This is a genomic window from Streptomyces sp. LS1784 (genome assembly GCF_020103755.1).
Classification (GTDB): domain Bacteria; phylum Actinomycetota; class Actinomycetes; order Streptomycetales; family Streptomycetaceae; genus Kitasatospora.
In genome coordinates, this window is the sequence record NZ_JAHSQD010000010.1 from 32734 (window position 1) to 45897 (window position 13164).

The following is a 13164-nucleotide window of genomic DNA, read 5'->3' on the forward strand; positions in this document are numbered from 1 at the left end:
GTTCGGGAGGTGTCGGTCAGTTCGGCGCGGACGGCAGCAGGATGACCATCGAGTCGGCGGACGACAGTCCCATGCCCTCGACGAAGACCGCGTCGCGGACGAGCTGCGCGATGGCGGGATGCGTGGGCGCGTCGAGGTAGCGGGCGGTCGATTCGAGCGGGGTGACGCCGCGTTCGGCGATCAGGCTGCGCAACGCGCGCGGGAGGTTGTCGAGGTCGTCGCGTATCTGCGCCAGGTCGAACCGGTCGGCCAGCCGCATCGCGGCCCTGCGGGCCTTGGCGAGGTTGGTCGTCGGGTCCAGGATCGTCGCCTTCGCCAGGTAGTACGGGACGGGCTGCATCATCCAGGCCAACGCCGTACGCGGGTCGTCCTCGTCGTGGCCGGGGCAGGAGAAGGCGTCCGGCCCGAGCCCGAGGCCGTCGCAGAACCACTCGGGCCGCATGCTGATCCGGTAGTGGGCGTGGCCGGCCCGCCGGAACGCCGGAAGCCTGGCGATGACGGACGTCGTCTCGATCCGGAAGGCGTCGGAGATCCGCCGCATCTTCCGTCCCACCACGGCACGGGTTTGCGGCACGTCGGCGTCCTCGGCCACGACGTGGACCAGGTCGAGGTTGGAGACGATGTCGCCGCTCGACCCCGTGCGATGGTCTCCACGGGCCAACGAGCCGGTCGCCGCCACCGACATGTCGGTCACGTCGGCGAACTCGCGGGCCAGCTCCTGGAACAGCAGGGGGACGTCTTCGGGCCTCACGTGGCTCCTCGGGTGTCGGCGGCGGTGGCGAAGGCGAGGTCCTTCACCTTCTCTTCCAAGTCCTTTTACATCGTGGAGAGTTCGTATTCAGGCGCGCAGCCTAACAGCGGCCCGCCACACGTGGTCGAGTTCGCACCGACTACCCCATGCGTCATGACTGATGGCCGAACAGAAACGTTCTTATCCGGTCACTCGGGAGCCGTGGCCCGACGCAGGTGGATCGGGTGGGGATCGAGCCCGACGAACGCGACCGCCCCCCACCGCGCCGAAGTGGTACAGCCGGTGGGCGATCTCCCCAACGGCCCAGGGGTCGAACCGGCCGGCGAGCCGACAGCCTGGTCAGCGTCCAGCGGGAGCAGCGCGAGGCCGGCGCGGAGCGCGTCGAGGGCGTCGGAGAGCCCGGCGAAGGTGGTGGGCTTGGTGAAGCCCACCCGATCAGTGCCCACGCCACCTTGCCGATGCCGCCCTCACGCGGGCGACAGCCCCAGCGGGTGGCGACGCACGGGACGAGCTGGAGCCCCCGACCGGCCTCGTCGGTTTCGGCGATGGTGCCACGCGCCGCGGGGAGGGAGGAGTCCGCGTCGTGCACTTCGAGCCGGAGGGAGTCGGGGAGCAGCTCGAACCGGAGCGGGCGCGCCCGCGGCGGCGCCCGGCAGTGCTTCTGGGGCTCCTGACGATCAGTCACCATCCGGAGCAGGAAACCGGACCGGATGGCTACGGGCTCGTCTTCGACTACCTGCGGTCGTCAGCCCTGAATCCGGCCCAGTCCATCGATATGATCACTGCCATCGCGGCAGGAACGTGAGTGCGAGTTCGTCACCGCGATCAAGGCCGGCGAACTCCCCGACACCTGAACAAACCTGCGCGAGAAGTCGGCCGGGCCGACTTCTCGCGCGCTCCGTCACACAGCAGTGCCCCCGGCTACGGAAGCACCGGGCGCAGGACCTCGGCCACCCGGGCCTTGACCGCATCGCCATGGGCGAGCGGGACGGGGTGCCCGCCGCGTTCGGCGGACACCCCGAGGTCCGCCAGGAGGTACAGGGCGCGCAGGGCGCGCGCGGTGTTGGAGACCCAGACCGGCATCGGCCCGCGCTCCAGTGCGGCGAAGGCGGCGCCGATCGGCGACAGCCAGGCGGTCGATCGCTCCGCGGTCAGGTCGGTGCGGGTGAGGATGCGGGCGACTGCCTTGGCGAGCCGGTCGTCCTCCCGCTGTGCGAACAGGTAGTCGGTCGGGGTGAGCAGACGCTCGGCGGCGAGCGCGAGCAGCGGTTCGGGGTCGATGTCGGGCCGCACACCACACGTCGCCAGCAGGTCCGCGCCGTGCGCCACGGCGTGCAGCCAGCCGAGCGTGTCGTCACAGCCTCGCAGATCGGCCTCCGAGCGGTACCAGGCGGCGAAGGCGTCGAGCCATTCGGGCCTGAGGCTGCCCTGGCTCACGATCATCTCCAGGACGAGCGGCGCGAACGTCCTGGCCTCGATCCGCGGATCGGTGAAGCGCTCCGCCATCAGATCGCCGAGCGCCAGGCACCGCTCGCCGTCGATCACCCCGCGCCGGATCCACGCCGCCAGGACCGCGTACGGGTAGCCGTCCCTGACCTCGGGGTCGGGGTCCCCCAGGGCGGCCGCCAACTCCGCGACCAGGTCGTCCAGCCGGCGCCCTGGGGGGAGCGCGCAGTCGGTCTCGTAGATCTCACGCCAGTCCGTCACGGGCGGGACCCTACCGGAGGCTTCCAGAGCCTCTCACCTGCTTTTTCGCCAGGAACTTGCGCGAGAAGTCGGCCGGGCCGACTTCACGCGTGACCTTCGTGGGCCGACCCTGGTGCGTCCGCCAGGCGCTCCAGTGAGCGTTCCAGGTTGTCGGCCAGCTTCGTGAGGACCCGGTACTCGTCGGCGTCGAGCGTCGCCGTCAACTGCTCCTCGACCGCGTAGTAGTGGGCGAGGAGGCGGTCGACGAGGTCGACGCCGCGATCGGTGAGCCTGAGGTGGATGATGCGGCGGTCACGGTCGTCACGCTCCCTGGTGATCAGCCCCTCCTTCTCCAGCCTGTCCGCGCGGACGGTCATCCCCGAGCAGGTGACCATGTCGAGGGCGGCCAGTTGGCCGGTGGTCAGCCGGTGGGAGGGGCCGGCCTGGCGCAGGGTGACGAGCACGTGGAAGTTGGCGGCGGTGAGCCCGTGCTCCTTGAGGACGGGCTCCAGTCGGGCCTTCCAGAGCACGGCGATCCGGTAGAGGCGGCCGAGCGGTCGCAGGGGTGGCACGGGGGGCCTTCCAATTGGTCGTTTGCCGGGTGCGCAGGCAGGCCTGCCTGCGGCCTGCGGGTCCGACGCCGGCGATCCCTGCCGGCGTCGGACCGGTCCACGGGGTGGTCAGCCGGCCGGAGCGAGCTCCGGTGCCGGCGGGTGGGGCGCGGCAGCGCGGTGCAGGCCCTTGCGGTCGTAGAGGTGGGTGACCGCGAGGCCGACGACGAGGGAGACGGCGAAGCCGATGCCGACCATGGTCCAGGCGCGGCCGAGTCCGGCGTCGGCCTGCGCGTCGAAGTAGAGGATGGACCGGACGCCGTCGACGACCTGGCGGAAGGGCTCGAAGTCGGCCAGGAACCGGTAGAAGCCGGGCAGTGCCTGGAGCGGGATGGTGGCGCCGGCGGACGGGATGGCCAGGCCGATCAGCACGAGCATGGAGACGATGGGGCCCGGGGTGCCGAAGGCGGCGAGCAGGGCGAGAGCGGTGATGCCCATCGCGGCCGTGGCGCAGCTGCCGAAGATCCACAGCTGCAGCAGGTGGGAGGCGTCGATGCCGATGACTCCGACGGCGGCACCCATGGCCAGTGCGGAGGTCACCATCGACAGGACGATCATGAGGACCGAGCCGACGGCGAAGTGGCGTACCCGGCTGAGGTGCTGAAGCGGCTTGGCGGTGCGGACCGGGCCCTTGTCGCTGGCGATGTAGCCGAGTGCGGTGTCCAGCTGGGTGTGGATGACGTTGGCGCCGAGCATGCCGCCCAGGACGAGGACGAGGGTGTAGAAGAACGCGCTCAGCCCGAGGCCGCTGTGCTGCCCGAGCGGGTGGCCCTCCTGGACCGTGGCCTTGACGGGGTCGGCGATCATCAGCTGCGCCGCGGCGCCGGGCGCGGCGGGCTTGGCAGCGGTGCCCGGTGTGACGGGCTTGGCAGCGGTGCCGGGTGCGGCCTGGTGTTCGGCCTGGTGGCTCAGCTGTTCGGCGAGCTGCCGGCCCACCTGGGCCGAGGTGGTCTGGACGATCTTGCGGTTGATCTCGGAGGCCATGGAGGAGCCGAAGCTTCCGGCGCCGGGGTTGGTCAGCACGGTCATGGTCGGCGGGTGCGGCTCGTGCTGGAGCGGGCCGGCGAGGGCGGCCACGGAGGCGGAGAAGTCCTCCGGGATGACGAGCGCGCCGAACACCTTGTCCTTGGCCAGGAGCTCGTCGGCGGTCCGGCGGTCGACCTGCTTCCAGGCGACCTTGCCCTTCAGGTCGGCGGCCTGGGTGATCTGCGGGGTGATCTGCTCGCCCAGGTTGACCTGCTGCCCCGCGATCTTGGTGCCCTGGTCCGCGTTGACCACCGCGATCGGCAGGTCCTTCATCGAGCCGACCGGATCGTTGTTGGCACCCAAGTACAGCAGCGACAGGACGAACGACAGCAGGCCGAGGGTCAGCGCCGACCGCAGCCAGAGGCCTTTTCCGCGCAGCAGACCGCGGGCGCTCGCCCTGGGCGCGTGGGTCGGCTCAGACATTCCGCCTCCCTCGGTGGCGCAGCGCGACAGGGGCCTGCTCGTGGCACCTGGTTCCGGTGGGGCGTGGGGCTGGCATGGTGCTCCAGTTGCGAGGTCGCGCCGAGAGTGGCGCGCAAGGTTCGGTAGCGAAAGGGCCCCGGCATCGCGGCTGGTCAGCCGACTGCTGGAAACTTTCACTTTCTAGCTCGATAGTGACACTATCGAATGCGTGAGTCCATTCGGGAGCCTGGGAGACTGGTCACACACCGAACCGTTCGAGCGAGTGAGCGCATGAGGATCTCCAACCTGAGCCGCCTGACCGGAACACCGGTCGGGACCATCAAGTACTACCTACGGGAAGGCCTGCTGCCGCCCGGCCGATCCCTCGGCGCCACCCTGACCCTGTACGGCGACGAACACGTTCAGCGCCTGCGCCTGATCCGCGCCATGACCGCCCGCGGCGGCCTGTCCATCGCCGCCACCCGCGACGTCCTCACCGCGATCGACCAGCCGCTCGAACCACTGGACACGCTCCGCGTCGTCCACTACGCCCTGCCCACTCCGGTCGATGCCACCGAGACCGACGCGGTCGACGAGCACGCTCCGCAGGTCGACCGGCTGCTGGACGCCATGGGATGGGACATCTCCGAGGAATCGCCGCACCGCAGGGCACTCGCCGCGAGCCTGATGGACCTCAGCCGCCTCGGCATGGAGTACAGCACCGAGGAACTGCTGCCCTATGCCGAACTGGCCGCCGCCGCGGCCCGACTGGACTTCGACCGGATCGAAGGCATCGAGGACCGCCTCCGGCTCGCCGAGCACGCCGCGATCGTCGTCCTGCTCCTCGAACCCGTTCTGGCGGTCCTGCGACGCCTCGCCCAGGAGAACGAGTCCCACCGCCGTACGGCCTGGTCCCACAGCGACTGAACGCGTGCGCGCGAGAAGTCGGCCGGGCCGACTTCTCGCGCAACCGCCCCCCTCAGCGGCCGACTTCACGCAGGCGGAAGTCCTCGACCGTCTCCCTCCTGATCAGCAACCGGGCCCGGCCGTCCTTCACCGCCACCACCGCCGGGCGGCCGACCAGGTTGTAGCCCGACGCCATCGACAGCTGGTACGCGCCGGCCGCCGGCACCGCCAGCAGGTCGCCCGGGCGCAGGTCGGCGGGCAGCGCGGCATCCCGGACCAGTACGTCCCCGGCCTCGCAGTGCCGGCCGACCACGTCCACCCTCGCCTCCCCCGCCTCCGAGCGGCGGCCGACCAGCCGTACGGTGTACGGCGATCCGTACAGCGCCGGACGCGGGTTGTCGCTCATGCCGCCGTCCACCGCGGCGAAGCAGCGGCCGTCCGCGGTGTGCTTGACGGACAGCACCCGGTACACCGCGACCGCCGCCGGTCCGGCGATCGCGCGGCCGGGTTCGACGATCAGCCGGGGCACCTCCAACCCGGCCTCGGCGCAGCGCACCGCCAGCCGGTCGGTCACCCGCACCGCGAACTCCGCGAGGTCCAACTCCTCGTCCCCGACGGGAAGGTAGCGGATGCCGTGACCGCCGCCGAGGTCCAGCTCCGGCAGTTCCACGCCGTGCCGCTCCCGCACCTCGGCGAGCAGCCGCACCAGCGCGTCCACCGCGAGCAGGTAGGGCTCGAACGACGTGATCTGCGAGCCCAAGTGGCAGTGCAGGCCCGCCAGTTCGAGCCCCGGCTGGTCGAGCACCCGGGCGATGGCGTCGGCGGCATCGCCACCCTGGATCGGGAAGCCGAACTTCTGCCCGCCGACCCCGGTCCGCACCGCCGTATGATGCCCGGCGGCAATCCCCGGGACCACCCGGACCAGCACCTTCTGCGGTGTGTCGGCGGCCACCAGCGCGGCCAGCCTCGCGATCTCCGCCGGGCCGTCGATGACGATCCGCCCGACCCGCAGCCTCCGGGCCAGCCGCAGCTCCTCCGGGGACTTCGCGTTGCCGTGCAGCAGGATCCGCTGCGCCGGGAAGCCGGCCGAGACCGCCAGCCACAGCTCGCCCGACGAGCAGACGTCCAAGCCCAGCCCCTCCTGTTCCACCCAGTCGGCCATCGCGCTGCACAGGAAGGCCTTGGCCGCGTACAGCACCTCGGCGTGCGGCAGCGCCCGCCGGTACGCCCGGGCTCGCCCCCGGACCTCGGCCTCGTCCAGCACGTACAGCGGGGTACCGAACCGTTCGGCGGCCTCGGCCAGCCCCACCCCGCCGACCACGACCTCGCGGCCGCGGCCGGGCCGCGCCGAGACCGGCCAGGGTCCGCCGAGGGCGTCGGCGCAGGCGGTGGGGGCGGTGAGGGCAGGTCGGGCGATGAGCTGGGTCATGGCGGGGCTCCTCGGGTCAGTCTTCGAACTGCATCGCGATGCGGCAGTGCGCCGGGCGGCTTCGGTCGTGGGCGGGGGCGGGCTCCGGGGTCCGTTGCGGCGGCTGCGGCGCGGCGGCCCGGCGATCGACCAGCCGCATCACGGGTCGCAGCGGCTGTTCGACGGCAAGGGCGGTGTCGGTCATGGCGGGGTCCCTCCGGGTCGTGGGCCGTACGGCCGGACGTGTGCCGTTCGGCTGCTCCCTCCAGTGGAGCCCCTCCACAGTCCGACCGCACCCGTCCTTGACGCATGGCGTACGTCCCGGCCGCCGTCCTTGACGCCCTTCTGACAGTGGGTTCCTCGGCATCGAGGCGATCGACCTGCTGGTCCGGTTCGTTCCGGGCCTGGGCCGAGAGACCCCGACGGGTCTGTCAGAAGGCCGTCAAGATGTGTGCAGCCTGCGTCATGGTGGCGTCAGAGGCGGTACGGAGCGGTCCGTTCCGGGGTTCACTGGTGTCGTCCGAAGCGAGGAGCACCGACCCGGCAGCGCCCGATGGAGAGCCTGCCGGAGAGACGGAGGCGAACGGCCATGACCGGGACCACCCGAGTGATCGTCGGCCTGAGCGGATCGCTGAGCAGTCTGGCCGCCCTCTACCACGCCGTCGGCGAGGCGGCCCGGAACCAGGCGGTGCTGGTGCCCGTCGCCGCCTGGACCGTCGCGAACGAGCGGGACGACCTGCGCCCGGTCTCCGAACTGGAGCACGCCGCCCGCCGGCGCCTCGACGTCGCCTTCGAGCAGGCCTACGGCGGCTACCCGTCCGGCCTGGTCGTCCACCCCCTGGTGGTCAACGCCGAGCCCGGCCCCGCCCTGGTCGGCGCCGTCACCGGCCCGGAGGACCTGCTCGTGCTCGGCGCCGCCACCCGCCGCCGTCTGGACCGCCTGCGGCACGGATCGGTCGCCCGCCACTGCCGCCACCGGGCCGGCTGCCGGGTGGTCGAGGTCTCGCCCTCGGCCCTTCTCACCCGCCTCGAACTCCCGGCCCGCACCGGCGCGCCGCTGCCCCTCCTGGCTCGCTGACGCCACCCTGCCGACCCGCTGAGGACGCCCTGCCGGCCGGCCGTTCCGCCGCCGGCGCCCGCCCGCGCGCCCCGGACGCTACGCCGGGTCGCGCAGGTGGGCGCTGAACCAGCCGAGGGCGGGCGGGATCAGCCGGTCCCAGGTGGTGAAGTTGTGGCCGCCCGTGTCGACCGTCTCCTGGACGACCACGAGCGGCGGGCGGGCAGCGGCGGCGAAGGCGCTGGAGTCGGCGTAGGTGCTGCCGTCCTGCTTGCTGCCCGCGAGCAGCACCGCGAGGGGCGGCATCGGCAGGTGGGCCTGGCGCCAGTCGAGGTCCGCCTCGGCACGGCGCTGTGCGCTGCCGCCGAAGAGGTCACCCGTCGTGGCGTCCTCCGCCGCCTTGAAGTAGCCGGAGAGCGAGACCGCCACCGAGAAGGTCTCCGGGTGCTCCATGCCCAGCTTGACCGCGCAGTAGCCGCCGGTCGAGTCACCGACGATGCCCAGGCTGCCCGTTCCGTCCAGCACCCGGTAGGAGGCCCGCAGGTCGGCGGGCACGTCGGTGGTGAAGTAGCGCTGCGCCTGCGGCCCGTTCGGGATGTCCTCGCACTCGCTGTCCCGGGGCATGGTCGGCGAGGGACGCATCAGCACCAGGACGGTCGGCTTCATCGCCCCCGTGCGCAGCAGGTCGAGTTCGGTGGCCGGGTAGCGGAGCTTGGTGACCAGGTTGGTGGCGTCGCCGGGGAAGCCGGTCAGCACCATCGCGGCCGGGAAGTGCCGTGCCCCACCGCCGGGTTGGAAGTACTGGGGCGGAAGGTAGACGTAGCCGTCGCTGCTGAGCCCGGTCGTGCTGCCGGGCAGCCGGACCTGCTCCAGCCGGCCGATCCGGGCCGGATCGCGGTTGACCGCCCCCGCGCCGGTGATGTCCGCCCTGCCCAGGACCTGTACGCCGACCGGACCCGCGCCGACGCCTCCGCCCGTCGTGTGGATCACGCCCGTACCGTGCTCGTGCCCGAGCAGGTCGGACCAGCTGCTGTAGAAGACGAAGTAGTCGTTGACGGCGAGCCCCAGCAGGGCCAGCAGGGCCAGTTGCGTGACGGCGATGGTGCCGAGCCGCAGGAACATCGCGGGCCAGCTCCGGACGGCGAGCCGGGGCCAGACCCGGAGCGTGCCGAGCACCGTGAGCACCGCGAGCAGTGCCACCAGCGCCAGCAGCTTGTGACTGGTGAGTCCCATCGGCCCCGGCCTCCCGTACCACTGCGGCCCCTCTACCACTGTGGACCTCCGGCCCACGCAATCGGAGCCCGGCACTCAGAGTGGCCGGGCCGGCACCCCTCGACGCGCCACGGCAAGCCGGGGTTCCGCAACTTCGACAATCCTGTCGAGGTTGGCATGCCCGAGCTATGCTGACCCGAAGCCCGCCCGCAGCCGGGCTCCCACCCCGTCGACGATCGCACCGCACAGGCGCGCCCGACCGGAAGGAGGTGCGGTCCGAACCTCCGGCAGACGGCCAACCAGCCTTCCACATCGCCTTCTTGACGATTCGTCAATTCAGATCCGCGATTTCACCGCCTGAGCCGCGACGCGTGCCCCGGGCCGCTCACCGCCGTTGTACGGAAGGTGAATCGCCGCGCCCGCCCGAAACCCCCGGCCACCCCGCCGAGGAAGAGGTTCCGCATGACGACGTCCCGGACCCACCCGCGCCCCGCCGAGGCCGCGGTGCTGCTCACCGTGCTCGGCCTGCTCGTCCTGGAGGAGATCGCCCTCGGCATGGCCGAGGAGGAGGACCGCCCCGTCATCGGCGGCATCCTGATCGGCGCCTCCGGCGCCGGCCTGCTGGCGGTCGGCGCGGTCCTGCTCAGCCGCTGGATCGACCTCCGCCGACCCCTCCCGCTCCCCCCGCTCGGCCCGAACGGCCGCGAGTACAGCGCCCGCGCCCTCGAAGGCTTCCCGATGGAGGCCGTCCGCCCCCTGCTGCTCGCCGAGGACGCACCCCAGCTCGGCCACCTGTACTCCGCCTGGATGCTCGCCCGGACCGGCCGCCCGGCCCCCTGGATCGCCCGCCGCCTGGCCATCCCCCCGGACGCCGCCCAGCTCCTGGTCGACGCCGCCCGCTCGGCGAGACTCGATCGGGCCTGATCAGCGCCGGCCGACCGGATCAGCGCCGCCGATCGGGCGCCGTGTTCGCCTGCGACACCAGGTACGGCACCAGCCCGCGCTCCGCCAGCGCCGACCGCCAGGCGTCCCGCGCCAGCGGCAACTCCCCCGGCCCGTCCGCCGCTTCCCCGGCCTCCGATCCCCTCGACCGGGCCGCCCCCAGCAGTCCCAGCCCACCCACCAGCAGACTCACCGCGCCCACCCCGGCCGACACCCACCCGGCCTCCACCAGCGCGTGCGCCAGCACCTCCAGGTCCTCGACCAGCCCCAACAGGGAGCCCAGCAGCAGGAAGATCACCGCCGCCGTCACCGCGATGATCGGCACGACCACCCCCAGCACGCCCCACCACCCCGACGCCCGCTCCCGGGCCGGCGCGCCCACCGGCAGCCGCGCCACCGCGTCCGCATCCGCCCGCAGCGCCGCGTACCGCTCGTACTCCGGCGCCGCCGCGGCCAGCACGAACTCCGCGTTCTCCCGCGCCGTCCGCCGCAACCGCTCCACGCCCCGGGCATCCTCCCCGCTCGCCCGCAACGCCGCCCGTACCTGCGGGGCCGCCAGCGCCCGCCCGAGCTCCGTCTCGAAGTCCGCCCGATCCTGCTGCGGCAGCCGAAGCGGCCTGTCCATGCTCGTCCCCGATCGTCGCCCCGTTTAGTTCTACAGAACTGTAGAACAAGGAGGCGGGTTGCAGCAGCCCTGTTCACGGGCGGATTCGGCGGTCAGGAGGGCTCGACTATGGGGACCCGGGCGAGGGCGCCCCCGCGTGCGGGGCACGAGCGTAGGGCAATCGTCCCTCAGGCCACGGTCAGGATGCCGCGCATGAAGTGGTGGAAGGTGCAGAGGTAGGAGTACGCGCCGGGCTGGGTGGGGGCGGTGAGGGTGGCGGTGGCGCCGGGGGCGATCGCGCCGGTGTCGAAGCCGCCGTCCTGGGCGGTGAGGCTGTGGGCGGTGGTGCCGGTGTTGGTCACGGTCACGACGGCGCCCGGGGCGGCGGTGAAGTCGCCCGGTTCGAAGGAGAAGTCGCGGATCGTCACCGTCCCGGTGAAGGGGCTGGGCGACGGAACCGGTGCGGACGGCACGGAGGGCACCGCGACGGAGCTGGTGGCCTCCTCCGGGCCCGGCACCACGAACGAGCTGACGCAGCCGGTCAGGACGGGACCGACTGCGAGCAGCAGGAGGGCGGCGGTGCCGAGGAGCGGGCGCATCAGGCCGTGGTGAGCGCGACCCGCTTGGCGTCGGCGGCGGCGGGCGGGGTGGCGCCGATGTTGGAGACGGTGGCGGTGAGGACGGCGTCGACGTCCGGGAGCCAGTTGGTGGTCTTGGACTGGACGACGATCTGCCGCTGCTGCGGCGTCCCGTCGCAGATCACGTCCGCCTCCGCGGTCCGGTTGGAGCCGAAGGCGATGGAGGAGGTGTCCTCGGGGTCCTTCTGCTCCACCGAGACGGTGAGCGAGCGGGCCTCGTCCGCGACCGAGCAGAGGTAGTCGACCTGTACCCGGACCCGGCCGGGGAGCTTGGGGTCGATGCCGGCGCCACCGAGGGTGACGCTGGTGGCGGCGGGGTCCGAGTCGTCGGCCCGGGCGGGTATGGCGCCGCCGGTGAGACCGGTGAGGGCCGACATGAGTACCGTCAGGGTGATCCACCGCTGCACTGCAACCTCCTGGTCCGAGAACGTGCTTGCGGCCGACGCTAGCCGCCCGACCGGGAACCCGCGCGCCGGACCGTCGCGAACGTCATACCGACAGCCCAGAGCCCCCGTCACCGCCGCCGGAGCCAGACCGCCCAGGTCAGCACCGAGCAACCCGCGTACGCCGCCAGGAACCCCGCGTACGCCGCGTCCCCGTTCCCGCCGGCCAGGAACGACTGCCGGAACGCCAGGTTCACCAGCACCCCGCCGAACGCCCCGACCGCGCCCGCGAGCCCGATCAGCGCCGCGGACCGGCGCCGGGAGTCGGCCTCGGCGGCAGCCGGGTCGGCCCCCGCCGCGACGGCTGCCCGGGCCACGGCCTGGTAGTGCGCCGGGATCATCTTGTACGTCGAGCCGTTGCCGATCCCGCTGAGCACGAACAGGGCGACGAACCCGGCCAGGAACAGGCGACCGCGAGCAGCGTGCCGTAGGGGACGCCCGGCTCCAGCACCAGGGCCGCGAGCGCGGTGGGCACGAGCAGCAGCAGTGCGCTGACCACCGTCCAGGTGCGTCCGCCGAAGCGGGCGACGGCGAAGGTGTACGGCAGCCGCAGCAGCGCGCCGAGTGCGGTCGGCAGCGCGGTGAGGGTGAACTTCCCCGCGGTGTCGATGTGGTACTCGGGGCCGAGGAACAGCACCAGCACCGACCAGAGGCTCCACACCGAGAAGCCGATGTGTTCGGAGAGCACGGAGAACACCAGGTTCCGCCGGGCGATCCGGGCTCCACTGCGCGCCCAGAACTCCTCGTCCTCCGGGTCCCAACCGGCCGGCGGGGCAGGCGTCCCGGGCTCGACGGCGAGGCTCATTGCGCACCTCCGCAGGCCGCGACCCGCACCGGCCAGCGCCGCAGTACGGCGGGCGCGCCGTCGGGGGCGGTGCCCTCGTCCAGGCAGCGGCCGTCGGTGAGGTCGTAGACCTGCTTGTACATCGGCGAGATGAGCGTCGGCCGGTCGCCGCGGCTGCCGAGCAGGCCGCGGGCGAGGACGGGGGCGCCGCTGAACGGGTCGAGGTTGTCGACGGCGTACAGCCCGTCGGAGCCGTCACGGAAGAGTGCGACCTGTCCGGCTTCGGGGAGCAGCACGGCGACGCCGCGGCCGGGTTGGAGGTCGGTGAGGGCGCAGACGGTCTGCCAGCGGGTGCCGTCGTGGATCTGTACGGTCACGGGGTGAGCACCTCCGGTCGGGGCCCGGCGACGAGCACCGGGGAGCTGAGGGTGGTGAGGGTGCGGCCGGTCTCGCCGGGGCGGGCCGGGCGGATCTGGCCGCGTTCGGGGACGAAGGTCACGGCGGGGTCGGGGGTGCCGGGGGCGTTGACGACAGCGCCGTGCCGCCGCCGTCGTCCACCTGGACGGCCATCAGCCGGGACGCGAACTCCATCACGTGGGTGTCCAGTCCGCCGGCCCGCAGCGCGCCGGCCGCCTCCAGGCCGAGCAGCCCGCCGCCGACCACCACGCCGGTCCGGGCCGTCGTGGCGCCGGCG

Annotated in this window: 17 protein-coding genes and 2 pseudogenes; 4 read left to right on the forward strand and 15 right to left on the reverse strand. The window is 72.7% G+C overall.

Annotated features, from left to right (window positions below; genetic code table 11):
- Nucleotides 1-16: 16 nt before the first annotated feature.
- Both KS423_RS02955 and KS423_RS02960 read right to left on the reverse strand, forming a co-directional pair.
- Entirely contained in the window at nt 17-751 is a 735-nt protein-coding gene (locus KS423_RS02955) for a hypothetical protein (protein ID WP_224274495.1), read from the reverse strand.
- Nucleotides 752-939: 188 nt separating this feature from the next.
- Nucleotides 940-1197 (reverse strand): hypothetical protein, encoded by a 258-nt coding sequence (locus KS423_RS02960; RefSeq protein ID WP_224274497.1) that lies wholly within the window; start codon nt 1195-1197, stop codon nt 940-942.
- Between the two features lie 137 nt (nt 1198-1334).
- Between KS423_RS02960 and KS423_RS02965 the strand changes: the two genes are divergently transcribed.
- Nucleotides 1335-1556, forward strand: a complete 222-nt coding sequence (locus KS423_RS02965) for a hypothetical protein (protein ID WP_224274498.1) — start codon at nt 1335-1337, stop codon at nt 1554-1556.
- A gap of 116 nt (nt 1557-1672) precedes the next feature.
- On the opposite strand, the gene KS423_RS02970 is transcribed toward KS423_RS02965, so the two are convergent.
- From KS423_RS02970 to KS423_RS02980, 3 genes are all read right to left on the reverse strand, one after another.
- Nucleotides 1673-2458: a DUF2785 domain-containing protein gene (locus KS423_RS02970; protein ID WP_224274500.1), complete on the reverse strand. Its 786-nt coding sequence runs from the start codon at nt 2456-2458 to the stop codon at nt 1673-1675.
- 83 nt (nt 2459-2541) lie between these two features.
- Nucleotides 2542-3009: a MarR family transcriptional regulator gene (locus tag KS423_RS02975; RefSeq protein WP_224274502.1), complete on the reverse strand. Its 468-nt coding sequence runs from the start codon at nt 3007-3009 to the stop codon at nt 2542-2544.
- Nucleotides 3010-3117: 108 nt separating this feature from the next.
- Entirely contained in the window at nt 3118-4497 is a 1380-nt protein-coding gene (locus tag KS423_RS02980) for a YhgE/Pip family protein (protein ID WP_224274503.1), read from the reverse strand.
- A gap of 270 nt (nt 4498-4767) precedes the next feature.
- Between KS423_RS02980 and KS423_RS02985 the strand changes: the two genes are divergently transcribed.
- Complete coding sequence (locus tag KS423_RS02985; RefSeq protein ID WP_224274505.1) at nt 4768-5403, forward strand: MerR family transcriptional regulator; 636 nt, start codon at nt 4768-4770, stop codon at nt 5401-5403.
- Between the two features lie 52 nt (nt 5404-5455).
- Here the strand turns inward: KS423_RS02985 and lysA are convergent, their stop codons facing one another.
- Nucleotides 5456-6811: a diaminopimelate decarboxylase gene (gene lysA / locus KS423_RS02990; protein ID WP_224274507.1), complete on the reverse strand. Its 1356-nt coding sequence runs from the start codon at nt 6809-6811 to the stop codon at nt 5456-5458.
- A gap of 16 nt (nt 6812-6827) precedes the next feature.
- The gene (locus KS423_RS02995) at nt 6828-6995 is read right to left on the reverse strand and encodes a hypothetical protein (RefSeq protein WP_224274509.1); all 168 of its coding nucleotides are present in this window, start codon (nt 6993-6995) and stop codon (nt 6828-6830) included.
- Nucleotides 6996-7379: 384 nt separating this feature from the next.
- On the opposite strand from KS423_RS02995, the gene KS423_RS03000 reads away from it, so the two are divergent.
- A complete protein-coding gene (locus KS423_RS03000; protein WP_224274510.1) occupies nt 7380-7868 on the forward strand; it encodes a universal stress protein in 489 nt (162 codons plus the stop codon).
- A gap of 78 nt (nt 7869-7946) precedes the next feature.
- Here the strand turns inward: KS423_RS03000 and KS423_RS03005 are convergent, their stop codons facing one another.
- Complete coding sequence (locus KS423_RS03005) at nt 7947-9080, reverse strand: esterase family protein (protein WP_224274512.1); 1134 nt, start codon at nt 9078-9080, stop codon at nt 7947-7949.
- Between the two features lie 441 nt (nt 9081-9521).
- Between KS423_RS03005 and KS423_RS03010 the strand changes: the two genes are divergently transcribed.
- Nucleotides 9522-9983, forward strand: coding sequence for a hypothetical protein (locus KS423_RS03010; RefSeq protein WP_224274514.1), 462 nt, complete (start codon nt 9522-9524; stop codon nt 9981-9983).
- 19 nt (nt 9984-10002) lie between these two features.
- Here the strand turns inward: KS423_RS03010 and KS423_RS03015 are convergent, their stop codons facing one another.
- The 7 genes and pseudogenes from KS423_RS03015 to KS423_RS03040 form a co-directional block, all read right to left on the reverse strand.
- On the reverse strand, nt 10003-10626 hold the full coding sequence (locus KS423_RS03015; RefSeq protein ID WP_224274516.1) for a hypothetical protein: 624 nt from the start codon (nt 10624-10626) through the stop codon (nt 10003-10005).
- Between the two features lie 167 nt (nt 10627-10793).
- On the reverse strand, nt 10794-11204 hold the full coding sequence (locus tag KS423_RS03020) for a cupredoxin domain-containing protein (RefSeq protein WP_224274517.1): 411 nt from the start codon (nt 11202-11204) through the stop codon (nt 10794-10796).
- Nucleotides 11204-11650 carry a hypothetical protein gene (locus KS423_RS03025; protein ID WP_224274519.1) on the reverse strand — a complete coding sequence of 149 codons (447 nt, stop codon included), beginning with the start codon at nt 11648-11650 and terminating at the stop codon, nt 11204-11206. Before KS423_RS03025 ends, KS423_RS03020 begins: the two co-directional genes overlap by 1 nt.
- Nucleotides 11651-11757: 107 nt before the next feature.
- Nucleotides 11758-12491 (reverse strand): annotated as a pseudogene (locus tag KS423_RS03030) (hypothetical protein).
- The gene (gene nirD / locus KS423_RS03035) at nt 12488-12847 is read right to left on the reverse strand and encodes a nitrite reductase small subunit NirD (RefSeq protein WP_224274521.1); all 360 of its coding nucleotides are present in this window, start codon (nt 12845-12847) and stop codon (nt 12488-12490) included. Before nirD ends, KS423_RS03030 begins: the two are co-directional and overlap by 4 nt.
- Nucleotides 12844-12969: a hypothetical protein gene (locus KS423_RS47150; protein ID WP_263454407.1), complete on the reverse strand. Its 126-nt coding sequence runs from the start codon at nt 12967-12969 to the stop codon at nt 12844-12846. The genes nirD and KS423_RS47150 overlap by 4 nt, the downstream gene beginning before the upstream one ends.
- 23 nt (nt 12970-12992) lie before the next feature.
- Nucleotides 12993-13164: pseudogene (locus KS423_RS03040) on the reverse strand (NAD-binding protein); the annotation flags it as partial.

Coding starts and splice junctions, on each gene's coding strand:
- KS423_RS02980 (WP_224274503.1), bottom strand. CDS start 4,497: ATGTCTGAGCCGACCCACGCGCCCAGGGCGAGCGCCCGCGGTCTGCTG.
- KS423_RS02985 (WP_224274505.1), top strand. CDS start 4,768: ATGAGGATCTCCAACCTGAGCCGCCTGACCGGAACACCGGTCGGGACC.
- lysA (WP_224274507.1), bottom strand. CDS start 6,811: ATGACCCAGCTCATCGCCCGACCTGCCCTCACCGCCCCCACCGCCTGC.
- KS423_RS02995 (WP_224274509.1), bottom strand. CDS start 6,995: ATGACCGACACCGCCCTTGCCGTCGAACAGCCGCTGCGACCCGTGATG.
- KS423_RS03000 (WP_224274510.1), top strand. CDS start 7,380: ATGACCGGGACCACCCGAGTGATCGTCGGCCTGAGCGGATCGCTGAGC.
- KS423_RS03005 (WP_224274512.1), bottom strand. CDS start 9,080: ATGGGACTCACCAGTCACAAGCTGCTGGCGCTGGTGGCACTGCTCGCG.
- KS423_RS03010 (WP_224274514.1), top strand. CDS start 9,522: ATGACGACGTCCCGGACCCACCCGCGCCCCGCCGAGGCCGCGGTGCTG.
- KS423_RS03015 (WP_224274516.1), bottom strand. CDS start 10,626: ATGGACAGGCCGCTTCGGCTGCCGCAGCAGGATCGGGCGGACTTCGAG.
- KS423_RS03020 (WP_224274517.1), bottom strand. CDS start 11,204: ATGCGCCCGCTCCTCGGCACCGCCGCCCTCCTGCTGCTCGCAGTCGGT.